Raw genomic sequence first — 21,663 nt, 5'->3', positions numbered from 1 at the left:
GCTTGGGCAGGTCCCCCTGCCCCCCTAATCTGCACGCTTCCCTACCCTCCGAGGAGTCACCCCCATGGACTTCGAGCTTCGCAACCGCCGGGCCCTCGTCACCGGCTCCACCTTCGGCATCGGTTTCGCCATCGCGCGGGGCCTGGCCGCCGAGGGCGCCAGCGTGGTGATCAACGGCCGCAAGGCCGAGTCGGTCGACAACGCCGTCGCCCGCATCCGCAAGGAGGTTCCCGGCGCCCAGGTGGAAGGCGTGGTCGCCGATTCCGGCACCGCCGAGGGGGCCCAGGCGGTGTTCGCCCGCGTCCCCAGCGTGGACATCCTCGTGAACAACCTGGGCATCTTCGAGCCCAAGCCCTTCTTCGAGATTCCGGATTCCGACTGGACGCGCTTCTTCGAGGTCAACGTGCTCAGCGGGGTGCGCTTCTCGCGCCACTACGCACCCGGCATGCGCGAGCGCCTCTGGGGGCGCATCCTCTTCGTCTCCAGCGAGTCCGCCCTCAACATTCCCAAGGAGATGATCCACTACGGAATGACGAAGACGGCCCAGCTCAGCGTGTCGCGCGGACTGGCCATCGAGCTGGCGGGCACCGGGGTGACGGTGAACGCCCTGCTGCCCGGCCCCACGAAGACCGAGGGCGTGCAGGACTTCGTGCAGAACCTCGCCACCGGCAGCGGCAGGACGCTCCAGCAGACGGAGGCCGACTTCTTCAAGAACGAGCGCCCCACCTCGCTGCTGCGCCGCTTCGCCACGCCCGAGGAGGTGGCCAACCTGGCCGTCTACCTCTGCAGCCCGCGCGCCTCGGCCACCACCGGCTCCGCGCTGCGCGTGGACGGCGGTACCGCCAACTACATCCTCTAGGACGGATGGCCACCGAAGCGCCTTCCCGAGGGGCATGGGGATGCTATGTCCTCGCCCCATGTCTCCTCTCTCCAGCCTGACCCGGTCCCTCAACAGCCTCGCCTCGGCCGAGACCCTGCGCCGCGCATGGAGCCTGCTGCGCCATGCCCCCGGTGGAGGGCTCCTCATGGGGCAGCTCCTCGGAAACCTCGCGCCCTATACCGGCACCATCCGCCCGGAGGTGCTCACCCTGGAGGAGGGCTATGCCCGGGTGCGGATGCGGGACCGGCGCGCCGTGCGCAACCACCTGCGCTCGGTGCATGCCATCGCGCTGATGAACCTGGGCGAGGTGGCCACCGGAGTGGCGATGATGTCCGCCCTGCCCGAGGGCATGCGCGGCATCATCACCCACCTGGAGATGGACTACCTGCGCAAGGCGCGGGGCTCCATCACCGCCGAGTGCCGGGCCCCCGTCGCCGCCGCGGGCGAGCGGCACGAGTACGACGTCCAGGCCGACCTCACCGACGAGTCCGGCGAGGTGGTGGCCCGGGCCCGTGCGCGCTGGCTGATCGGCCCCGCCACGCACTGACGCGGGCCGAGAGTTGGTGAAGAAACGAAAGTGGCCAGAGGCCGGGACACCTTGAATCATCCGGGGCATGCTGGCGCCTTCCGCAGCCGGCCCGGAGATTCTCATGGCGTCCCCCGTGTTCGGATTCGCCGATCTGCACTGCCACCTGATGGCGCACCTGGGCTTTGGCGGGCACCTGCTCGCCGGGCGCCCGGATGGTGACATCGAGCAGGCGCTCGCCCGCTGTGACATCCACCTCCACGGCAAATGGGGCATCGGCAACTTCGGCAAGGACTGGCCCCTGGTGCAAGCCTTCATCGAGGGCGGCCTGGGCCACGGCCCCTGTGGCCATGGCACCTATGCCGACTGGCCCACCTTCAACACGCTCATCCACCAGCAGATGTTCGTGGAGTGGCTGCGGCGGGCCCATGCCGGAGGGCTGCGGCTGCTGTGCAGCGTGGCCGTCAACAACGAGCTGCTGGCCGAGGAGTGCCACCACCCCGACAAGGACGAGTCCTCCATCGAGAAGCAGATGCGCGAGCTGCGCCGCTTCACCGAGCGCCACGCGGACTGGATGGGGCTGGCCCTGAGCGCCTCGCAGGCCCGCCAGCTCATCACCGCCGGCAAGCTCGCCGTGGTGGCCGGCGTGGAGGTGGACTCGCTGGACAGCCTCCTGGGCGACCGCGAAGCCCTCGGCAAACAGCCCCTGTCGCTGGAGCAGCTCCCCCGCATCCTTCGCTGGCTGAAGGATCTGGGCTTCCGGATGATGACGCCGCTGCACCTGGCCAACAACAGCTTCGGCGGTGCGGCCGTCTATGACGACAAGTTCAACCTGCTCAACCACTTCCTGCGCGGGCACTTCTTCGACGTGCAGGGCGCCCCCGACGTGGGCTTCCGGCTCGGCCAGGACATGGAGACGCAGACGAAGGCGGCCGTCATGCTCTACGAATTGACGCGCCGGGCGCACTACCCGAAGGGGTACGCCCTCAACGCCCCCGGCCAGGGCCACGTCAACCAGCTCGGGCTCACGTCCACGGGCCACACCTTCCTGCGCGAGGCCATGCGCCAGGGCTTCATCCTCGACGTGGAGCACATGTCCGAGCGCTGCACCAACGACGTGCTCTCCCTGGCCGAGCAGTCCCGCTACCCCGTCGTCGCCTCGCACTGCGCCTTCCGCGAGCAGGGCCTCGAGCCCCACGAGACGAGCCGCAAGGCCAAGCGCGCCAGCGAGTACATGAAGACGCGCGGCCAGGCGCGGCGCATCCTCGAGCTGGGCGGTCTGCTCGGCCCCATCACCAACCAGCACGAGCTGAAGGACTTTCCCGGTGGCACGGTGGACAACGACTGCGCGCGCTCGTCCAAGACGTGGGCCCAGTCCTATCAGTACGCCCTCTCCCTGCTGCGCGAGGCGGGCTCCGGCGGCGTGGCGATGGGCACCGACTTCAACGGCCTCAACCAACAACCGGGGCCCCGCTACGGGCCCAACGCCGCCGCCGGGCTGAAGGACGACACGCTGCGCGAGAAGCGGCGGCCCGTGCAGCAGATGCTCCAGCGCAACAAGCCGCCCCTGCCCTACTCGGGCACCCTGTACCGCACGCATGTGCCCTTCGAGAAGGCACGCGCCGGCTCGCGCGAGTTCGACTTCAACACCGACGGACTGGCCCACGTCGGCCTGCTGCCGGACTTCATCCGGGACCTCGTCCACGTGGGCCTGACGGACGCGCAGATGGATCCACTCTTCTCCTCGGCCGAGGCCTTCCTGCGCATGTGGGAGTCCTGCGAGAGCCGGGGGGCGGAGCTCGTCGCGGGCGAGCTGGTGGACGCGGCGATTCCCAGACTCACTCCTCCCACCGGCTGAGCGCGGCCGGGCCGTTGCTGTCGCCTGCGAGTCCCTTTCCTCGCGCTCCGGGGTGATTTCGCCCCCCCATGCGCCGCCGCTATGAATCGTGGCAGCAAAGGAGACTGCCATGGCGGAGAGAGTCGCCACGCTCGTGCTGTCCGGCGGTGGTGCCAAGGGGGCCTTCCAGGTGGGTGCCGAGCGTGTCCTGCGCGAGGAATTCGGCTTCCGCTGGGAGCGCATATTCGGGGTGTCCGTGGGCGCCCTCAATGCCACGCTCCTCGCCCAACGCGAGTACGTGGGGCTGATGGACCTCTGGCTGAACATCCGCGAGGAGGACATCTACCGGAAGTTCCCCTGGCCCCTGGTGGCCCTGCGGCTCGGCATCCAGCGCAGGCTCGGCTTCTACGACAACACGCCGATGCGCAAGCTCCTCCAGAAGCACGCCGCGGGGCGGCCCTTCCCCACCCCCGTCCATGTCGGCCGCGTCTCGCTCGTGTCGGGAGAGTACGAACTGGTCTCCCACGAGGCTCCAGACTTCCTGGACGCGGTCTGGCACAGCGCGACGATGCCCGTCATCTGGGAGGCCATCGGCCCCCAGGCGCATGTGGACGGTGGCCTGCGCAACGTCACGCCGCTCGGGGACGCGCTGGGTTTCAAGCCCACCGAGATCGTCGTCATCCCCTGCAGCTCGGAAGGGATCGACACGGCGAAGCCTCCCTCCAACATCCTGGATGTGGCCAAGCGGAGCCTCACCGACATCACCCTCAACGAAATCCTGCGCAATGACGTGAGCGAGTTCGTCCGCCTCAACGACCTCGTGAAGCAGGCGCACGAGGCGAACCTGACGCTCAAGAAACCGGATGGGACGCCCTACGTCTACTGCCCCATCACCATGGTCGAACCGGTCAAGCCCATGGGGGACACCCTCGACTTCGGGAAGGAGACGATCCGGCTGCGCATGCGCCACGGCGAGGAGGTCGCGCGGGCGGTCATCCAACGAACCGGGGCACGTCCCCCCCGGCCCCCCGCGTCATTGCCCACGCCCGAGCACCCCTTCCCCTCCTGAGCCACGGGGGGAATAGAAAAAACCGCCGGGTGTCGTGGGCAGCAGCCAGGGAAACGGGCCATCATGCGCCCGGCCGCTCTTCCCGGGCCAGCTTCCCCGATACCCAACCATGACCACTTCCCGAAGGCAGTTCCTCCAGTACACCCTGGCCGCCGCCGCGATGACGGCCTGCGCCACGGGCACGCGCTCCACGTCCGGAGATGGCCGCGCCGCCCCCAAGAAGATCCTCGTCCTCGGTGGCACGGGCTTCCTCGGCCCGGCCGTTGTCGCCGCGGCCCAGGCGCGCGGACACACCCTGACCCTCTTCAACCGCGGCAAGACCCGGCCGGAGCTCTTCCCGGACGTGGAGAAGCTCCAGGGCGATAGAGACCCGAACAAGGGCGCGGGCCTCAAGGCGCTCGAGGGCCGCTCGTTCGACGCCGTCATCGACAACTCGGGCTACTACCCGCGCACGGTCGGAGCCTCGGCGTCGCTGCTGGCGCCCAACGTCGGACAGTACATCTTCATCTCCAGCGTCTCGGCCTACGCGAAGAACGACACGCCCGGAGCGGACGAGACCGCCGCGACCGCCACGCTCGCCGATCCGAACGTCGAGTCGATGGGCAAGAACTTCGAGAACTACGGTGGGCTGAAGCACGCGTGCGAGGTGGCCGTGGAGAAGGCCCTGCCGGGCCGCACCACCATCGTCCGCCCCGGCTACATCGTGGGCCCGGAGGATCGCACGGACCGCTTCACGTCCTTCCCCTGGCGCTACGCGCAGGGCGGAGAGATGCTCGCGCCGGGCAGCCCGTCGGATCCGCTGCAGATCATCGACGTGCGCGACCTGGCCGAGTGGCTCGTGCTGCTGGTGGAGCGCAACACCACGGGCGTCTTCAACGCCGTGGGGCCGGAGAAGCCCTGGAGCATGGGGGAGCTGTTCGCGGCCTGTAAGGAGATCACCGGCAAGGACACGAAGCTCACCTGGGTGTCCGGAGAGTTCCTCCAGAAGAACGGCGAGGACGGCGAGGGCGCGCTCCCCATCTGGGCGCCGGCCTTCGGGGCCTACGCGGGCATGCACCGGCGCAGCAACGCGCGGGCGGTGCAGGCCGGGCTGAAGTTCCGCTCGCCGGCCGTCACCACCCGGGACACCCTCGAGTGGTTCAACAGCCAGCCCGAGGAGCGCCGCAGCAAGCTGCGCGGAGGGCTGCCTCCGGAGCGCGAGGCGGAGCTGCTCTCGCTCTGGGCCAAGGCGCAGCAGGGCACTCCGGTGGCCCCGGCCGCCCAGGGCGGCTGAGGTCACGGAGCCCACGGGGAGGGACGGCGTCTCCCTCCCCGTACCGTGCACCACTCCACGGTGGTGCCATCCCCTCGTCGCTCCCTGGCGGGCAGGCAACCCCCGCGCCGTCCTCTTGGAGCGGGGCAAGGCCGGGGAGCGCTCGTTGCCGCTCCACGAGGGAGCAATCACCTTTGCGCGAGTCATCTCCAGCAGGAGGCAAGCGCATGGCGAATACCACCGATGTCGAGACGCTCAACTCATTCCTTCGCGGTGAAATCTCGGCGGTGGAGACCTACCGCCAGGCCATCGGCCGTGTGTCGGATGAGCGGCTCCGCAGCCAGCTCGAGGACTGCATGCATGACCACGAGCACCGCGTGGAGGCCATCCGCGAGCGCGTCGAGAAGCTCGGAGGCAAGCCGGTGGAGGGCTCCGGCGTCTGGGGAGCCTTCGCGAAGCTGGTGCAGGGAGGCGCGGATCTCCTCGGCGACAAGACGGCCATCCAGGCGCTCGAGGAAGGTGAGGACCACGGCCTCGCGGACTACCAGCGCGACATGGACAAGACGCATGGCGAGGCGCGCCGCTTCGTCCGGATGGAGCTGCTGCCCTCGCAGAAGCGCACCCACGCGCAGATGAGCCGCCTCAAGAAGACCCTGCACTGACGGAGGGACGGCGTGGACGGGACAGCGCCGCCCACGCCGCCACCAGCACGGTGAGCACCGAGAGGAGCGCCGCTGGACGCGCCCCTCTCGAGGCCCCGAAGCGCAGCACCACCTCTCCCGGGTCCGCCTGCAACGTCATCAGCCGCGCGCCCTCGACGAGCGCCGGCTCGAGCGGCACCGCCTGGCCCTCACGCGTGGCCTCCCATTCGGGGGCCCAACCCATCCACAGCAACACCCCGGTGGCTCCGGGCCCGGAGAGGCGCAGGCGTACCGCCTCGTCCTCCCAGGACAACACCTCCGCGGCCGCGTCAGGCGTCGAGGCGTTCACCCGGGGCAGCTGCCGCACCTCGCGCACCTCGAATCGGCCCCACCGCGCGAGCACCGGCAACCCGGCCAGGGGCCCCTCCGCTGGCGCATCCATCAGCACCGCCGTCACGCCCAGGTGGCCCAGCATGCGTGGCTCCAGGGTGCTGAACTTGCCGCCAAAGACGGTGGCCGGCGTGTAGCCCACCTTGAAGAAGGGGCGCTCCAACCACGGCACCGCGAGCAGCAGACAATGGTGGTGCGCGGAGGGGTTGTAGAGCGCCAGGCGCCCCTGCCCCATCCGCGGGCCGCTCTCCCGCAGCAGCCGCGCCAGCCCGGCCTCCTCCTCGGCCGTGTAGCACTGAAAGCGCTTCGGCGGCTCGGACGTGCCACCCGGAGGCTCTCCCCCCCGGAGACGCCACACCCCAAGGCCCGCGCACAGCAACAGCCCCAGCGCCCCCGCCTCCCACCCGCGGCGTGCACGCAGCGCGTGGGCCAGCTCCCTCACGGACAGGACCGCGAGCCCCACCAGGAACAGGCGCCCCACCGCCCGGAAGCGCACCACCTGCACGCCCTCGATGGCCCGGTGCTTCTCCAGGCCCAGGAGCCAGTACGGCGCCTCCGTCGTCAGCAGCAGCGCGCCCCAGGTGGCGAGCACCAGCCAGCGCCCGCGCGAGCCGCCCTTCCACCACGCCACTCCCGAGCCCACCACGGCCAGCGGCCCCACCCAGCCCGGCAGCCCCGGCACGAGCTCGCCGCCCCACACTCCACTCCACAGCCTGCCCAGGGACTGAGGCATCGCGCCCACGTGCTCGGCCTGCGAGCCCCGGAGGAGGAAGGGAAGAAGCCACCACGCCGCCAGCCCCAGTCCCAGGGCGGACACGGCCAACCACCGCCGCGGCGCGTGGAGTCCCCCGCCCGCCTCCCTCCAGAAGACGGCCACCTGCAGTGCGGCCATCGGGAAGAAGAGGACGAGCGCGAAGGGATGGGTCAACAGCGCCAGGCCCAGCAACACCCCGGGGACGAGGGCCTCTCCGCGTCCGCCTCGCACCAGGCAGTCCGGCAACCGCGCGAGCGCCGCCAGCACCAGGGCCACGGACGCACCGAAGGGCCACACGCCCATGTCGAGATACCAGTGCCGGCCCCCCGCGTATGTCCCGCCCCGGTCCACGAAGAGGCAGAGGCCCAGGGCCACCAGCGCCCAGAAGGGGCCGAGCACCGGACGCAGGAGCACGAAGAGCGCCAGGGCGAATCCCCCGAGGAACACCCCCAGGACGACGCAATAGCTCCCATCCCACCCCAAGAGGCCCCCGGTGAGCAGGTGGACGGAAGCAACGCAGAGGTTGGCGAGCGGCGGATAGAAGGCGTGGACCGGGTGCCCCGCGAACTGGAAATCACTCCAGCCCACCAGCCGCCCGGAGCGCAGCAGGAGCTCGGCCTCCACCGCGTTGGCCAGGTGCACGTTGTGGTCTGCCGAGTGCGGCGGACTCCCCCACCACACCGAGGGCCACGCCAGCGTCCCGAGCAGCACGGCCAGGAGGGGCGCCCACCGTCCCAGGTCCTTCACACCCATGTCCATCCCATGGGCCATGTACACTACACCCGATGGAGAACCCGCTGCCCAGGGTCTGTCCCCGCTGTGGTGAGCCTCGCATCCTCGCGCCGGAGTGCCCGAGGTGCGGCGTCCTCTATGCCAGGGCGGAAGCCCGTGCCGCGCAACTCGCCTCGCGGCCCGTCCCACCCGCTCCCGAGCCCGAGCCCGCCGAGGCTCCAGCTCCGGCCGAGCCCCAGGTGCCACTCACTCCCTCGGGCACGTTCTGGCACGGGGAGGAGGAGGAAGCACGGAGCGAGCTGCGGGTGCGCCTGTTCGCCCTCCCCGTTGCCCTGATCGTGGCGTGGCTGCTCGTGAAGTCCCCCCTGTGGGGCTTCCTGATGCGCGTCTTCCTCTCCATGTGGATCCACGAGCTGGGCCACGCCGTCACCGCCTGGTTCTGCGGCTTCCCCTCCTTTCCCGGCCCCTGGGTCACCCGCACGGATGACGAGCGCTCCACCGTCCTCTTCGTGCTGCTGGCCACCCTGTTCGCGGCGATGAGCCTCCGCGGGTACCTCACGCGCAGCCGGCTCCTGATGATCGCGGGCGCCACGAGCCTCGTCCTTCAGTTCATCGGTACCGTGGTGCTGCCGCCCAGCAAGGGCCTGATGCTCGTCACGTTTGGAGGCGATGCCGGGTGCCTCGTGCTCGGCAGCCTCCTCATGACGACCGTCTACGCGCCCAGGCACTCCAAGCTCCGCCAGGGCTGGCTGCACTGGGGCTACCTGACCATCGGCGCGGCGGCTTTCATGGATGCCTTCTCGCAATGGTGGGCCGCCCGGAGCGACTTCGACCGGATTCCCTTCGGCCACATCGGAGGCGTGGGACTGAGCGATCCCTCCAAGCTCGTGGACGTCCACGGCTGGACCGAGTCCGAGCTCATCCGGCGCTACACCTGGCTGGGACTGGCCTGCCTGGCGGCGCTCGCCGTGCTCTACGTGGTGGGAGTGAGCCGCGCCCGCGCCCGGCTGCACGCGGACGGGCAGTGACTTCGGACCTCAGGAGCCGCGGGAGCGGGCCTGGGCGCCCGCGTCCGGCCTGGTCAGCGCCTGGATGGACTGGATGCGCCGCTCCGCCTCCTGGGCATCCAGGAAGATGTGCAGCATGTCCCGGATGGTCGGCAACGCCCGCGTCAGCGACGCGACGGTGAGCAGCTGCGGATCCACCCCGGCCTTGCGGCACGCGCGCGTCATGGTGGAGGCGGCGATGACGGGAGACAGGCCACAGCGCGCCACCAGCGCCTCGAAGAGGGCACCCGGCATCGCCCCGGTGGGCGGAGCGGGAGCGGCGGCCGGCGACGCCGGAGCCGCGTGCGACGACGGAGCTGGAATCGCGGGATGATTCGCGCCAGACGGAGTCCGCGGCAGGGCGGGGAACGAGCCGGAAGGGGTCCGCGGCATGGGCGGCGGAGCATGCTGCTCGGACTCCGCCCGGCGCCGCAGCTCGGTCCGCACCTGCGCGCGCAGCACCTCGATGTCTTCCGTCTTGGAACAGAAGGCATCCACCTTCACCGCCAGCGCCTCGGAGATGAGCTTCGCGTCGAAGCCGGCCGTCAGTCCCACCACGGCCACCTGGGCCGTTGCCGGCAGGGTCCTCACGGCGCGCACCCACTCCGGCCCATCCAGCCCTGGCATCTCCAAATCCAGCAGGATGCAGTCCACCGGCTGAGCCTCCAGCAGCCGCATGGCGTCCTCACCCGACTCGGCGATGATGACGTCATGGCCGTCCTTGCGCAGCGCGTCCGAGGCGCGGTGGCGGAAGTCAATGCGGCCATCCACCACCATCACCCGCCGGCGCCTGCCCGCCGACACCAGCCGGGGCGTGCCATCCTGCTCGGGCACCTGCGTCAGCTCATGGGCCCGGCGCACCACGTACGCCGGATCATACGGCTTGCCCACGTAGTCATTGGCGCCGTGAGACAGGCCCTTGAGCCGCTGCACCACCGCGGCCTCGGTGGACAGCATCAACACGGGCAGGTGCGACGTCCGGGGCACGCGGCGCAGCTCCTCCAGCAGCTCCACGCCCTCGCCATCCGGCAACACCATGTCCAGGATGAGCAGATCGAATTCACCCTCGCTCAGCGCCTTGCGGGCGGCTCCGAGGCTCTCGCACAACGTGGTGCCAAAGCCAGCGGCGCTCAACACCCCGCGCATGTCCGCCCGGACCGTCGCGCTGTCATCCACGATGAGCACACGTGCCTTCATGCCGTTCCTTCCCTGGCTCCTGCTCGGGCGAGTGCCGTCAGCAGGGGGGGAATCTCCGTCAGCTCCGTCACATGCTGAGCGGCCCCCAGCCGAATGGCCTCGCGCGGCATGCCGAATACCACGCAGGAGGATTCATCCTCCACCACCGTGGCGGCCCCCGCGCGTCTGAGCGCCGCCAACCCCTCCGCCCCGTCCCGTCCCATGCCCGTCAGCAGGCAGCCGATGGCGGCCGCCCCCACCTCCCGGGCCACGGACTCGAAAAGCTCGTCCACCGACGGCCGGCACGAGTGCCTCTCCGGCCCGTCCACCAGCCGCAGCCGGCCGGCGCGGACCACCAGGTGCCGGTTGCCCGGCGCCATCCGCACAGTCACCCGTCCCGGCATTGGCAGCGCCTCCCCATCCACCGCATTGCGCACCACCAGCCCGCTCTGCGCCTCCAACCACTCGGCCATGGCGGTGTCGAAGTGTTCTGTAATATGCAGCACCAGCAGCACCGGCAGGGGGAAACCCGCTGGCAGCGAGCGGAGGATGTGGCGCACGGCCGCCGGTCCTCCCGTCGAGGCGCCCATCACCAGCAGGCGCGGCGGCACGGCGGGCGCCAATACCCGGGGCGGCGCATGAGGCGTCTCCTGGCGCAGCCGTGCCCGCACATGGGTGATGACGCGCACGCGCGAGGCCACCCGCACCCGGGACAACAGCATCTGCATCCACTTGGAGTCCAGCAGGCCCGAGGGCTTGTCCACCGCGTCCACCGCCCCCGCCGCCAGCGCATCCATGGTGCGCAGGCCCTCGGTGCGATTCTCAGCCGCCGAGAGCACGACGATGGGGGTGGGACAGTGGGCCATGATGAGCTCGGTGGCCCGCAGCCCGTCCACCTTGGGCATCACCAGGTCCATCGTCACCACGTCCGGGCGCAGGCGCTGGCACTGCTCGAAGGCCTGCTGGCCGTCGGCCGCCTCGCCCACCACCTCGCATGAGGTGTCGAGCGCGAAGCCATCCGCCAGCCGGCGGCGCACCGTGAGCGAGTCGTCCACGACGAGCACCCGCAGGCGGCTCATGCGGGCCTCCGTCCGGAGGCAATCAACCGGGCCACCGTATCCAGGTAGCTGTGCTGCTGGAACTCGCCCTTGACGATGTAGGCGGACACCCCCGCATCACGGCCGCGCCGCTTGTCCTCGTCCGTGGCCAGCGAGGACACCATGAGGATGGGCAGCCCCTGCAGGGCGGGAATGGAGCGGATGCGCCGGGTGACATCCAACCCCGTCATGCCCGGCATCTCCACGTCCACGATGAGCAGGGCATGGCCGCCGCGCTGAATCTTCTCCAGGCCCTCCTCACCGGAGGCGGCCAGCTCCACCTGGTAGCCGGCGGCCTCGAGGATGCTCTTCTCCAGCATGCGGGTGGTGACGGAGTCGTCCACCACGAGGATGAGGTGCTTCTGCGTGATGCGCGCCTTGGGGACGTTACCCGAGGAGCCCGAGTGCACCAGGCGGACCAGGCCCGCCGCGTCCAGCAGCAGCAGGGGCACGCCCTGCTCGTCGAAGCTCGCCCCGGCCACCAGCGGCAGGGGGGGCACGCTGGAGGGCAGTGGACGGCTCACCCGGCGGGAGATGCCCAGCAGCCGCTCCACCCCCACCGCGGCCCGGCCGGCGGAGCCCGCGTTGAGCACCAGCACGGACCAGGCGCGGGGCCGCTGAGCGCCCGTGTGCCCCATCGCATCCAGCAGCGGAAGGAAGGGCAGCACCTCCCCCCCGAAGGAGATGGAGGCACGCGACCCCGTCCAGGTGACGGCCTCGGCGGGCAGGTGGAGGGCGCCGCTGAGCGACTCCAGGGGGACGAGCATGCGCTGTCCGCCCGCCTCCACCCCCAGCACCTCCAACGAGGCCAGCGTGAGGGGCACCTCGAGCGTGATGCAGGTGCCCAGCCCCGGCCGGGAGGTGATGTTCACGTCGCCCTTGAAGCGGCGCACCATCTCGCGCACCACGTCCAACCCCACGCCGCGGCCGGACACCTCGGTGACGGTGCGCGCCGTGCTGAAACCGGACTGGAAGAGCAACTCCAGCAGCCCCTGCTCGTCCAGGGCATCCACCTCGGCGGGGGTGACCACGCCCCGCTCCAGCGCCACCTGGCGCACCCGCCCCAGGTCCACGCCACGCCCGTCGTCCTCGCATACGAAGAAGACGCGCCCACCGCGCCGCTGCACCTTCAGCGAGAAGAGGCCCTTGGGGGACTTGCCCACCGCCCGCCGCTCGTCGGGCGTCTCCAGCCCGTGGTCCACCGCGTTGCGCACCACGTGCACCAGTGACTGGCGCACCGCCGCCAGCACGTGCCCGTCAATCTGGATGTCCCCGCCCTCGGCGCGAAACTCCACCTGGCGGCCCAGCGAGGCGGCCGCGTCGCGCGCGGCCAGCTCCAGGGGGCCAAAGAGCGTCTGCGTCGGAACGAGCCGCAGGGTGTTGGCCCCGTCCCGCAGCCGTCCCAGCTCCGACTCCACCTGCCCCAATCCGCCGCCCAACTGCCGCCCCGCCTTCACCAGCGAGGCGCGCAGGCCTTCCGTCACGGCCAGCGCGCGCGACATCCACCGGGCGCGCTCCGCGGGCGAGCCATTGGAGGCCACCGGCGCGGTGAGCTGCTCGAGGAGGGTGTCCGCACCGTGCTGCGCCTGCGCCAGCGCCTCCACCACCCCTCGCAGGCCGCCCAGCTGCACCACGGCCTCGGACAGGCCCTCCAGCAGCGTGTCCAGCCGCGCCAGCTCCACACGCACCACCTCGGACGTGGGGGCCTCGGGAGCCGCCACCGCCGCGGCCACGGCCGCCACCGCCGCCTCGGACGCGGTCATCTCGGCGGCGGGCGCCGGCGGCGGTGCATCGAGCGTGTCCAGGGCCTCGGCCATCTGCCCCACCAGGCGCAGGAACTCGTGCACGCTGTCCACGGGCAGGGCCTGGCCGCTGTTGCGGTAGGGCGACAGCGCATCCTCCACCGCGTGCGCCATCTCCGCCAGCGGCACCTGCCCCACCACCCGCGCCGCCCCCTTCAGGGTGTGCGCATAGCGGAAGAGCTCCGGCAGGATCTGGGCACCGCCCTCACCGTCGGCCAGGGTGAACAGGCCCTGCGTGAGCTGCTCGATGAGCTCCCGGGCCTCGATACGGAAATAGCGGTAGGGGTCGTTGTCCAGGCTCATGCGGAGGCGCGCGCGTCGATGATGGCATGGAGCTGCTTGGAAAGCTGGATGAGCCGGGTGGCCGTCTGCAGCGTCTGCGCGGAGCTGGACTCGGCCTGACGCGCCGTCTGCGCCACCTCGAGGATGGCGGTGTTCACCTGCTCCACCGCCGTCGTCTGCTGCTGGGTGCTCAGCTCGATTTCCCGCGCCACGTCCAGGTTGGCGCGCACCAGCTCGGTGATGCGCCGGAAGCTGCCAGCCACGTCGGTGAACTGCTTCGTGCTGCTCTGCACCGCCTTGGAGCCATCCTCGGTGGCCATGATGGTGGTGTTGGAGGCGGCGCGGATTTCATCGATGACCACGCGGATGTCCTTGGTGGCGCCCCCCACCCGGTCCGCCAGCTTGCGGATTTCATCGGCCACCACGGCGAACCGCTTGCCGTGCTCGCCCGCCCCGGCGCTCTCGATGGTGGCGTTGATGGCGAGGATGTTCGTCTGCTCGGCCAGGTCGTTGATGATGTCCACGATACCGCCAATCTCCTGCGAGCGCTTGCCCAGCTCCAGCATGTGATTGACGATGGCGTCCACCTGGCGGCTCACCACCTCGATGGCCTCCTGGGCATGCAACACCGTGTCGTTTCCGTGACGCGCGGCACCGGCCGTCTCGTCCGCCACGCGGGCCACCTGCTGGGCGCTGCTGGCGATCTGCCGCGAGGTGGCCAGCAGCTCCTTGACGGTGGTGGAAATTTCCGTGGTGGATGAGGCCTGCTCCCGCGCGCCCGTGGCCTGCTGCGAGGCCGCCGACTGGAGCTCGGCCGAGGAGTCCTGCACCAGCTCGATGGCCGAGCCGATCTTCTTCTGCAGGCTAAGGCCCACCAGGGTGGCCGCCACCATCACCATGAGGATGGCGACGCCGCCGCCCCACATGAACAGCCTCTCGAACGAAGCCGAGTCCCGCCTCAGCAGCTCATCACGCTGCTGGAGCAGCCGCAGCTCGTGCTCGCGCATCTCCGCCACCACGCGGCGGAGGTCGTCCATCAGCGCCTTGCCCTCCCCGGTGGTGATGACGGACAGGGCGGCCTCGAAGCCCCGGGCGCGGCGCAGCTCGACGCTGTTGCGCATGTGGGCCAGCTTCTGAGTGAGGAGGAACTTCACGGCATCCAACTGCCGGAGCTGCACGGGATTGTCGGCGAGCAGGCCACGCACGCGCGAGAGCTCCGCGTCGATGCTGTCCTGCGCCTCGCGGTAGGGCTCCAGGTAGGAGTCGTCACCGGTGAGCACGAAGCCGCGCTGCCCCGTCTCCGCGGCCCTGGCGCTGGAGAGGACACGCTCCAGTCCATTGATGACCTCGTGGGAGTGCTCCACGGCGACAGCGGTTCCCGTGAACTGCCGGGTGCTCCGGATGGCCTGGACGACGAAGAGGCAGATGAGCACCGACACCATGACGACGGCGGCGGTGAACTGCAGGCGCAACGTCAAATTGGAGACCATCTTCTTCATCATCGTCCCTGCTGAGGACCGGAGGCGTCCTCCAGCAACTTTCTCACGAGCGAGTCCACATCGAGCACGGGCAGCGGCGGGGCGTCCGGCAGGAGGACGTTGCTGTTGAGCATGGGATGGGCGGCGGAGGAGCCACCCCCCGAGCGCAGCTGCTCCGGGGTGGCACGCATCTGCCCCTCGAAGCCGGCCGCGGCCAGCCCCACGCGCCGGCTCCCTCCAGCCAGCAACAACCAGCGGGGAGGCTCTCCGGACTGCAGGCCCAACAGCGCCGTCAGGTCATGCACGGCGATGAGCTGCCCCCGGAGCCCCGCCACCCCCAACAGGGTGGCCGGAGCACCCGGCAGACGCACCAACCGGGGCATGAGGTGGAGGCCGGAGAGGTGGCCCAGCTTCACGGCCAGAGGGGCACCTCCCACACGCAGCCGCAGCAGCGCCTCGCCGGGCTCCTGCCGGGGAGGAGGAGGGCGGGAGAAGGAGGCATCGAAGCCGTCACGCAGCTCGTCCAGCCGCAGTGCCGTCCGGGAGCGAGGCAGACTCATGGGACCTCCGTACAGGCCTGCAGTTCCTGCAGGCCCACTTGCATCAATCCGTGGCGGCCAAAGCCTCCGCCGAAGAGCGACAGGTGCAGGGGCTTCTCCTGCGGCAGCAACGACACGGCCATGCGCAGGGCCACGCGGGCCTCCACCATGTCACCGGCCCGGCGCGCCAGCGAGCCCGCGCGCAGGTGGGCCAACGCGAAGGTGGGCTCCGCGCGCACGGACGCGGCATAACGGCCGCGGGCACCGGCCTCGTCCCCGCTCTGCTCCAGGCACAGCCCCAACAAGTAGTACGCCGGGGCCTCGGTGGCGCTCGCCGTGACGAGCTGCCGGCCCAGCTGCTCGGCCTGGGACAGGCGTCCAGCGTGCAGGTGAAGCACCGCGCGCAGCAGCTGCGCCTTGGGGCTCGAATTCCCGGGCACCGACTCCAGCAGCGCCCAGGCCTCGGTGTAGCGCTCCGCCTCGAGCAGCTGCAGCACGCCCTCCAGTCCGTCCGGAGCTGGCGGCGGCGTGGGGGCCGGCGTAGCCACCCGCTGGGCCACCATGGCCGTGGGCGTGGCGGTGGCCATGGCCACGGGCGCGGCCCGAGGCACGGAGACGGTGGGCGGCGCGGGTGGCTTCAAGCGGTAATAGAAGGCGTCGCCGCCGCGCAGCAGCTCGAAGTCCTCGGAGATGCCACGCAGCGTCTCGCTGGGCCCCATGAAGAGGTAGCCACCGGGAACCAGGGCCTGGGCCATGCGGGCGACGATTTTACGGATGACGTCCTGGGGGAAGTAGAGGACGACGTTGCGGCAGAGGATGGCGTGGAAGGAGCCCGGGGCCCAGAAGGCGGAGGCCTCCTCCAGGAGGTTGCGCTCCTCGAAGATGACCTGGTCCCGCACATGAGGCTGGAGGGCGAACCCCTCGGGGGTGCGCTGGAACCACTGCTGGCGCATGGCGCTCGGCACGGCGCGCAGCGACCAGGGGGAATAGCAGGCGCGGCGGGCGTGGGCGATGGAGCGAGGATTGACGTCGATGCCGAGAATCCGCAGCCGGGAGGAGTCCACGCGGCCGCGCTCGCGGGCGAGCAGGGCCACGGAGTAGGGCTCCTCCCCCGTGGAACAGCCAGCACACAGAACCCGGACGGTGGACGTCTGGCGCAGGAAGGTGGGCAGCACCTGGTCCACCAGCGTCTCCAGCTGGGTGGGATGGCGCAGGAAGTACGTCTCCCCCACGGTGAGCCGCTCGGCCAGCGCCTTCCACTCCGCCTGCGAGGACTGGGAGGCCAGCTGCTCCAGGTAACGCTCCACGCCACACGCGGCCGAGCGCTCGGCGAGCAGCGGCACCAGCTCGCCCCACTGGCCCTCCTCATAGTGCAGGCCCAGGCGCTGCTCCACGAGCGCGACGAAGCGGACGAGCGGCGGGCGGGAGGGCGTGGCGATCACGCGCCCCCCTGGCCGGAGGGATTCTCCAGGCGGCGCCAGAACTCCTCGGGCAGCAGGCGGGACGTCCCCAGCAGCGCCAGCAGGCGCCCGTCGAACGAGCCCAGGTGTTGAAGGTGGCCGCTGGCGGTGGCGCGCAGCAGGGGCGGCACCGAGTCCAGGCCCTCCTCCTCCATCCACCGCAGGCCCCGGACCTCATCCACCTCGAGCGCCATGCGCCCCTCGGGTACCCGCAGCGAGACGAACCGGCGGCCCTCGCCGCCCTCGGCCAGGGCCCCGCCCAGCAGCATCGCCAGGCTCACCACGGGAGCCGGCGCGCCGCGCACCAGGGACACACCCCGCACGAAGACCGGGGCCGCGGACACCGGAGCTACCGGCAGCGGCCTCATCGTCTCCTCCACGTCCTCGAGCGGCAGCGCGCACATCCACTCCTGCGCCCTCACGACGAGGAAGCAGCGAGACCCCTGCCTGGGCATGACTCCCCCTTCGGGTTCGGACTCCACGCAAATCATGCACCTTCAGCGTATGTCAAGGCGAGGGCCAAGCGCGTCCCGCGGCCACCAGGACGGCGCTGGCCCCCCGGGCAAGGAGGGGAGCGGGCCGGCGACGGACACCGCACCCGGGCCCACCCTCCGGCACACCTGCGCGGGTGGAGAGCCAAAGCCTTACACACGCTCGGCCACCCACAGTGTGCTCCACGCAGGGCCAGACATTGAATTCAGACAGGAATTTGGCATCCACGCGAAACGCTTTTCGCTGCCCGATGAAATCTTGCAAGCCTTTCCGTGAAAAGTATGTGGCCTCCTCTCACAAAGCCTCGACTTTTGCGTCGCCCTCCAGATAATTGTGAATTGCCGCGTAGGCGTGGTCGCACAAGGGTTTACACCCGCCTCCCTCGAACCAGACAGGATTCAGATAGTGACCGAAGCCGAGGGGCGCGGGTCGATTTGTCATTGCTGCGGGAAGCCACAACACGCAGAGTCTCACTCCCAAGTCACAGTTAGTCATTGCCACCGGACCGCACGGCGCGGGCCACCGAGTCGGACCACGGGAACGGAGTCGACGAGCATGATTCGGATCGGGCGAAGGCAGTTCACAGCCGGGCTGGGTGCCTCGCTGCTGGCGTCCCCCCTGCTGCGGTTCCTCGGCGGTGAGGCCCACGCGGCGACGCTCACGGCCAAACGGCTCATCGTCTTCTTCACCCCCAATGGCACGGTGCACCGCTACTGGCGGCCGAGCGGAACGGAGACGTCCTTCTCGTTCCCCGCCGGCAGCATGCTGGAGCCGCTCAACGCGCACCTCGCCAACCTGCTGGTGTGCGAGGGCCTCAACTTCGTGGATGTGGACAACCACGACGCGGGCATGGCCAACATGCTCACCGGCGGAGGCACGGCGCAGAGCACCTCCGGGGGCATGTCCGTGGACCAGTACGTGGCCAGCAAGATTGGCGAGGGCTCGCGCTTCCGCTCCCTGGAGTTCGGGGTGCAGACGAGCCTGTGGGGCGCGTCGCGCTCCACGCGCATGTCCTACTCGGCCCCTGGTGTCTTCGTCTCCCCCGAGGACAACCCGCGCAGCGCCTTCCAGCGCCTCTTCGGCGCGCTCGGAGGTGACACGAGCACCGCCGACAAGCAATTGCGGCGCCGCAAGAGCATGCTGGACCTGGTGCGCGGCGAGATGAATGACCTGTCGCAGCGGGTGGGCGCGGAGGAGAAACGCAAGCTGGAGCAGCATCTGGAGGCGCTGCGCCAGACGGAGAAGGGACTGACCGAGCCCGTGGCCCTGCCCGGGTGCCCCTCCGCCACGGCGCCCATCTCCATGGACGCCAAGGCCAACGCCAACTTCCCCGCCGTGGGCAAGGCCCAGATGGACCTGCTGGTGAGCGCGCTCACCTGCGGCATGACGCGCGTGGCCTCCCTCCAGATGTCCCACACCGTCGCGCCCCAGGTGTTTACCTGGCTGGGAGTCGGCGAGGCCCACCACGAGCTGTCGCACAAGGACGACTCCAACACCTCGGGGCTCGCGGAGCTCGTCAAGTGCGAGCGCTGGTTCGCCCAGCAGTTCGCCTACCTCCTGCAGTCCCTCAAGGACCGCCCGAACCTGGAGGGCGAAGGCACCATGCTCGACTCCACCCTGGTGGTGTGGGCCAAGGAACTCGGCGACAGCCGCATGCACGACTGCCGCTCGGTGCCCTTCATCGTCGCCGGGGGCGGGCAGACTCCTTTCCGCTTCGGGCGCTACCTGCGTTACAGCGGCGTCCCGCACCAGAAGCTGCTCACCTCGGTCTGTCACGCCATGGGCGCTCCGCTCGACACCTTCGGCGATTCCAACCGCTCCAACGGCCTGCTCGACGGGCTCGTCTGACAGCCGCCCCTTCCCTCTGACAGTTCCCTCGCGATCAGGAGGCACACAAATGCTTCCCTCCCGGCAGCTTTCTGCCCTCGGCGCCCTCTTTTTCTCCGCGACCCTTCTCTCCGCCTGCACCACCGACTCCGGCTGCCCGGATGACCTGGAGTTCTTCCGCACCCGCGTGTGGGAGCCGGCGATGTCCGTGCAGTGCGTGGCCTGCCACAAGTCCGATGGAATGGCGGCGAACACGCGCATGGTGTTGCTGCCCCCTGGAGAACCCGGGGCGGTGGAGGCCAACTTCATGACGGTGCGCGGGATGGCGCGCGAGATGGTCAACGGCCAACCCCTGCTCCTGCTCAAGCCCTCGGGCCTGCACCCGAACGGGCACGGGGGCGGCACCGTCGTGGAACAGCACACCACGCGCTACGACAACCTCCAGCGCTTCGCGGACCGCGTCAACGGCGTTGCCGGGGCCTGCGAAGGCTCCGCGGTGGTGGCGTGTGAGCCGGGCAAGGCGGACCCCAACGCCAGACGCCGGCTGCGCATGCTCACCCGCTTCGAGTACGACAACACGCTGCGCGACCTGCTCTACCTCGACTCGCAGTGGGGCCAGTCCCTGCCGGCGGAAGAGGTGATGCACGGCTTCGACAACAGCGCGGACGAGCGCACGGTGGGCCAGTTGCTGACGGACAAGCTCCTCGCCGCCGCCGAGGAAGCCGCCACGCAGGCCGTGACGAATCTGTCCCGGCATGTCTCGTGCGCTCCGGGAGAGGAGTGCGCGAAGCAGTTCATCCAGGACTTCGGCCTGCGGGCCTTCCGCCGCCCGCTGACGGACGCGGAGAAGCTCCGCTACCAGTCGCTCTACACGGCCGTGGCGGCCGAGGAAGGGACGAACGGGTACACCGAGGGCATCAAGGCCATCATCACCGCCATGCTCCAGTCCCCGAACTTCCTCTACCGCACGGAGCTGGGAGAGCACATCGGTGACGGGCGGTACCAGTTGAACGACTACGAGGTGGCCTCGGAGCTGTCCTACCTCTTCTGGGGCTCCATGCCGGACGAGGAGCTCTTCGCCAAGGCGAAGGCGGGCACCCTGAGCGGCAAGCCGGAGCTGCTCCCCGCCGAGGCGCGCCGGATGCTGGCGTCCCCGCGGAGCCGGCCCATGCTCGACCACTTCGTGAGCCAGTGGCTGGACCTGGGACACATCAACCAGGCGCAGAAGGACGCCACCTTCGCGGACTTCAGCCAGACCATCCGCACGGCCATGGTGGCCGAGACGACGGAGCTGTTCGACTATGTCGTCCGCGACAGCAGCGGCCGGCTCCCGGAGCTCTTCACCTCCGACTACACGTTCGCCACGGACGCGCTCGCCTCCTTCTACCGCCTGCCGTCGGGCCCGGTGAGCACCTCGTCCACCCCCGCCAGCGGCCTGCGCATGTGGGAGCTGAAGAGCTCGGGCCGCGGCGGCATCCTCACCCACGGCAGCATCCTGGCCAGCCAGGCCACGCCTCAGACGTCCTCGCCCATCCGCCGCGGCAAGCTCGTCCGTGAGCGCCTGCTGTGCCAACCGCTGCCTCCCCCGCCCCCGGGTCTCAGCGTCCAGCTGTCTCCGGTGAGCGAGGGTCTGCCCAACCGGCAGCGCTTCCAGGAACACTCCACCAGCGCGGCCTGCTCGTCCTGCCACCAGTTGATGGACCCCATCGGCTTCGGCTTCGAGCAGTTCGACAGCGTCGGCCGTTACGTGCCCCAGCTTCCGAACGGACAGCCGGTGGATGCGAGCGGTGAGGTGCTCTCCTCGGCGGCCACCAACGGGACCTTCACCGGCGTGGATGGGCTCCAGGAGAAGCTGGCGGAGAGCCCGGACGTGCACTCCTGCTTCTCGATGCAGTGGCTGCGCTTCGGCTACGGCGTCTCCGGGGAGAACGACTCCTGCGCCGCCGGCCAGCTCACGGAGAGCTTCCGCAAGCAGCAGCTGAGCATCCCGGAGCTGCTCATCTCGCTGACGCAGCTGCCGCGCTTCACCCAGCGCGTGGGCGAGTCCACGGACCCGGTCAACCCGGGGCCGGGCGGCGGTGGTAGCGGTGGAGGCGGCGGTGGTGGTGGCCTGCCTCCCACTTCCGGCAACGCCCAGGTCTCCGTGTCCGTCCAGGACGACTGGGGGAATGGCTACTGCCACAACGTCAGGGTGACCAACTCCGGGTCGGCCCCGCTCGTCTGGAACGTGACCATCGACATCGAGGGCAGGTTCAACCACGCCTGGAGTTCCGTCTTCACCCACTCGGGCTCCCAGACCACCTTCAGCGGTCTGTCCTGGAACGACGAACTGGCCCCTGGGGAGAGCACCAGCTTCGGCTATTGCGCGACCCGGTAGAGCGAG

At 70.2% G+C, this 21,663-nt stretch carries 17 protein-coding genes; 9 read left to right on the top strand and 8 right to left on the bottom strand.

Translation table 11 applies throughout. The features are described from left to right. Positions 1–64: 64 nt before the first annotated feature. From BO221_RS20605 to BO221_RS20580, 6 genes are all read left to right on the top strand, one after another. Positions 65–859, top strand: coding sequence for an SDR family NAD(P)-dependent oxidoreductase (locus BO221_RS20605; protein WP_073562171.1), 795 nt, complete (start codon positions 65–67; stop codon positions 857–859). Between the two features lie 58 nt (positions 860–917). Continuing rightward, the gene (locus BO221_RS20600; protein ID WP_043396970.1) at positions 918–1,427 is read left to right on the top strand and encodes a DUF4442 domain-containing protein; all 510 of its coding nucleotides are present in this window, start codon (positions 918–920) and stop codon (positions 1,425–1,427) included. 103 nt (positions 1,428–1,530) lie between these two features. After that, a complete protein-coding gene (locus BO221_RS20595; RefSeq protein ID WP_073562170.1) occupies positions 1,531–3,264 on the top strand; it encodes a membrane dipeptidase in 1,734 nt (577 codons plus the stop codon). A gap of 109 nt (positions 3,265–3,373) precedes the next feature. Continuing rightward, positions 3,374–4,312 (top strand): patatin-like phospholipase family protein, encoded by a 939-nt coding sequence (locus BO221_RS20590; protein WP_198956152.1) that lies wholly within the window; start codon positions 3,374–3,376, stop codon positions 4,310–4,312. A 109-nt stretch (positions 4,313–4,421) separates the two neighbouring features. Continuing rightward, positions 4,422–5,585 carry an SDR family oxidoreductase gene (locus BO221_RS20585; RefSeq protein ID WP_073562169.1) on the top strand — a complete coding sequence of 388 codons (1,164 nt, stop codon included), beginning with the start codon at positions 4,422–4,424 and terminating at the stop codon, positions 5,583–5,585. 206 nt (positions 5,586–5,791) lie between these two features. Then, positions 5,792–6,226 carry a DUF2383 domain-containing protein gene (locus BO221_RS20580; protein ID WP_073562168.1) on the top strand — a complete coding sequence of 145 codons (435 nt, stop codon included), beginning with the start codon at positions 5,792–5,794 and terminating at the stop codon, positions 6,224–6,226. Here BO221_RS20580 and BO221_RS20575 read toward each other — a convergent pair. Further along, positions 6,207–8,120 carry a hypothetical protein gene (locus tag BO221_RS20575; RefSeq protein WP_143195576.1) on the bottom strand — a complete coding sequence of 638 codons (1,914 nt, stop codon included), beginning with the start codon at positions 8,118–8,120 and terminating at the stop codon, positions 6,207–6,209. The two genes, BO221_RS20580 and BO221_RS20575, sit on opposite strands and share 20 nt — an antisense overlap. Positions 8,121–8,134: 14 nt before the next feature. On the opposite strand from BO221_RS20575, the gene BO221_RS20570 reads away from it, so the two are divergent. After that, positions 8,135–9,109: a hypothetical protein gene (locus BO221_RS20570; protein ID WP_073562166.1), complete on the top strand. Its 975-nt coding sequence runs from the start codon at positions 8,135–8,137 to the stop codon at positions 9,107–9,109. A gap of 9 nt (positions 9,110–9,118) precedes the next feature. On the opposite strand, the gene BO221_RS20565 is transcribed toward BO221_RS20570, so the two are convergent. Genes BO221_RS20565 through BO221_RS20535 form a run of 7 tightly spaced genes read right to left on the bottom strand, consistent with a single transcriptional unit; the run spans position 9,119 to position 17,416 of the window. Beyond that, complete coding sequence (locus BO221_RS20565; RefSeq protein WP_073562165.1) at positions 9,119–10,324, bottom strand: PleD family two-component system response regulator; 1,206 nt, start codon at positions 10,322–10,324, stop codon at positions 9,119–9,121. After that, a complete protein-coding gene (gene cheB, locus BO221_RS20560) occupies positions 10,321–11,382 on the bottom strand; it encodes a chemotaxis-specific protein-glutamate methyltransferase CheB (protein ID WP_073562164.1) in 1,062 nt (353 codons plus the stop codon). The genes BO221_RS20565 and cheB overlap by 4 nt, the downstream gene beginning before the upstream one ends. Further along, positions 11,379–13,505: a response regulator gene (locus BO221_RS20555; protein WP_198956151.1), complete on the bottom strand. Its 2,127-nt coding sequence runs from the start codon at positions 13,503–13,505 to the stop codon at positions 11,379–11,381. Before BO221_RS20555 ends, cheB begins: the two co-directional genes overlap by 4 nt. Next, positions 13,502–14,986, bottom strand: coding sequence for a CHASE3 domain-containing protein (locus BO221_RS20550; RefSeq protein ID WP_233166175.1), 1,485 nt, complete (start codon positions 14,984–14,986; stop codon positions 13,502–13,504). The genes BO221_RS20555 and BO221_RS20550 overlap by 4 nt, the downstream gene beginning before the upstream one ends. Beyond that, complete coding sequence (locus tag BO221_RS20545) at positions 14,983–15,522, bottom strand: chemotaxis protein CheW (protein ID WP_073562163.1); 540 nt, start codon at positions 15,520–15,522, stop codon at positions 14,983–14,985. The genes BO221_RS20550 and BO221_RS20545 overlap by 4 nt, the downstream gene beginning before the upstream one ends. After that, on the bottom strand, positions 15,519–16,943 hold the full coding sequence (locus BO221_RS20540) for a protein-glutamate O-methyltransferase CheR (RefSeq protein ID WP_158079886.1): 1,425 nt from the start codon (positions 16,941–16,943) through the stop codon (positions 15,519–15,521). Before BO221_RS20540 ends, BO221_RS20545 begins: the two co-directional genes overlap by 4 nt. Continuing rightward, positions 16,940–17,416 carry a chemotaxis protein CheW gene (locus BO221_RS20535; protein ID WP_073562162.1) on the bottom strand — a complete coding sequence of 159 codons (477 nt, stop codon included), beginning with the start codon at positions 17,414–17,416 and terminating at the stop codon, positions 16,940–16,942. The genes BO221_RS20540 and BO221_RS20535 overlap by 4 nt, the downstream gene beginning before the upstream one ends. A 592-nt stretch (positions 17,417–18,008) precedes the next feature. Between BO221_RS20535 and BO221_RS20530 the strand changes: the two genes are divergently transcribed. Next, a complete protein-coding gene (locus BO221_RS20530) occupies positions 18,009–19,301 on the top strand; it encodes a DUF1552 domain-containing protein (RefSeq protein WP_073562161.1) in 1,293 nt (430 codons plus the stop codon). Positions 19,302–19,350: 49 nt separating this feature from the next. Next, a complete protein-coding gene (locus BO221_RS20525; protein ID WP_073562160.1) occupies positions 19,351–21,657 on the top strand; it encodes a DUF1592 domain-containing protein in 2,307 nt (768 codons plus the stop codon). Positions 21,658–21,663: the final 6 nt, after the last annotated feature.

This window comes from Archangium sp. Cb G35 (assembly GCF_001896145.1).
GTDB lineage: Bacteria > Myxococcota > Myxococcia > Myxococcales > Myxococcaceae > Archangium > Archangium violaceum.
Note: the sequence above shows the minus strand (reverse complement) of the source record. Positions and strands in the feature narration are given on the sequence as shown.

What these genes read in the sequence shown, in the direction of transcription:
- BO221_RS20605 (WP_073562171.1), top strand. Translation starts at nt 65, where the DNA reads ATGGACTTCGAGCTTCGCAACCGCCGGGCCCTCGTCACCGGCTCCACC.
- BO221_RS20600 (WP_043396970.1), top strand. Translation starts at nt 918, where the DNA reads ATGTCTCCTCTCTCCAGCCTGACCCGGTCCCTCAACAGCCTCGCCTCG.
- BO221_RS20595 (WP_073562170.1), top strand. Translation starts at nt 1,531, where the DNA reads ATGGCGTCCCCCGTGTTCGGATTCGCCGATCTGCACTGCCACCTGATG.
- BO221_RS20590 (WP_198956152.1), top strand. Translation starts at nt 3,374, where the DNA reads ATGGCGGAGAGAGTCGCCACGCTCGTGCTGTCCGGCGGTGGTGCCAAG.
- BO221_RS20585 (WP_073562169.1), top strand. Translation starts at nt 4,422, where the DNA reads ATGACCACTTCCCGAAGGCAGTTCCTCCAGTACACCCTGGCCGCCGCC.
- BO221_RS20580 (WP_073562168.1), top strand. Translation starts at nt 5,792, where the DNA reads ATGGCGAATACCACCGATGTCGAGACGCTCAACTCATTCCTTCGCGGT.
- BO221_RS20575 (WP_143195576.1), bottom strand. Translation starts at nt 8,120, where the DNA reads ATGGCCCATGGGATGGACATGGGTGTGAAGGACCTGGGACGGTGGGCG.
- BO221_RS20570 (WP_073562166.1), top strand. Translation starts at nt 8,135, where the DNA reads ATGGAGAACCCGCTGCCCAGGGTCTGTCCCCGCTGTGGTGAGCCTCGC.
- BO221_RS20565 (WP_073562165.1), bottom strand. Translation starts at nt 10,324, where the DNA reads ATGAAGGCACGTGTGCTCATCGTGGATGACAGCGCGACGGTCCGGGCG.
- cheB (WP_073562164.1), bottom strand. Translation starts at nt 11,382, where the DNA reads ATGAGCCGCCTGCGGGTGCTCGTCGTGGACGACTCGCTCACGGTGCGC.
- BO221_RS20555 (WP_198956151.1), bottom strand. Translation starts at nt 13,505, where the DNA reads ATGAGCCTGGACAACGACCCCTACCGCTATTTCCGTATCGAGGCCCGG.
- BO221_RS20550 (WP_233166175.1), bottom strand. Translation starts at nt 14,986, where the DNA reads ATGATGAAGAAGATGGTCTCCAATTTGACGTTGCGCCTGCAGTTCACC.
- BO221_RS20545 (WP_073562163.1), bottom strand. Translation starts at nt 15,522, where the DNA reads ATGAGTCTGCCTCGCTCCCGGACGGCACTGCGGCTGGACGAGCTGCGT.
- BO221_RS20535 (WP_073562162.1), bottom strand. Translation starts at nt 17,416, where the DNA reads ATGCCCAGGCAGGGGTCTCGCTGCTTCCTCGTCGTGAGGGCGCAGGAG.
- BO221_RS20530 (WP_073562161.1), top strand. Translation starts at nt 18,009, where the DNA reads ATGATTCGGATCGGGCGAAGGCAGTTCACAGCCGGGCTGGGTGCCTCG.
- BO221_RS20525 (WP_073562160.1), top strand. Translation starts at nt 19,351, where the DNA reads ATGCTTCCCTCCCGGCAGCTTTCTGCCCTCGGCGCCCTCTTTTTCTCC.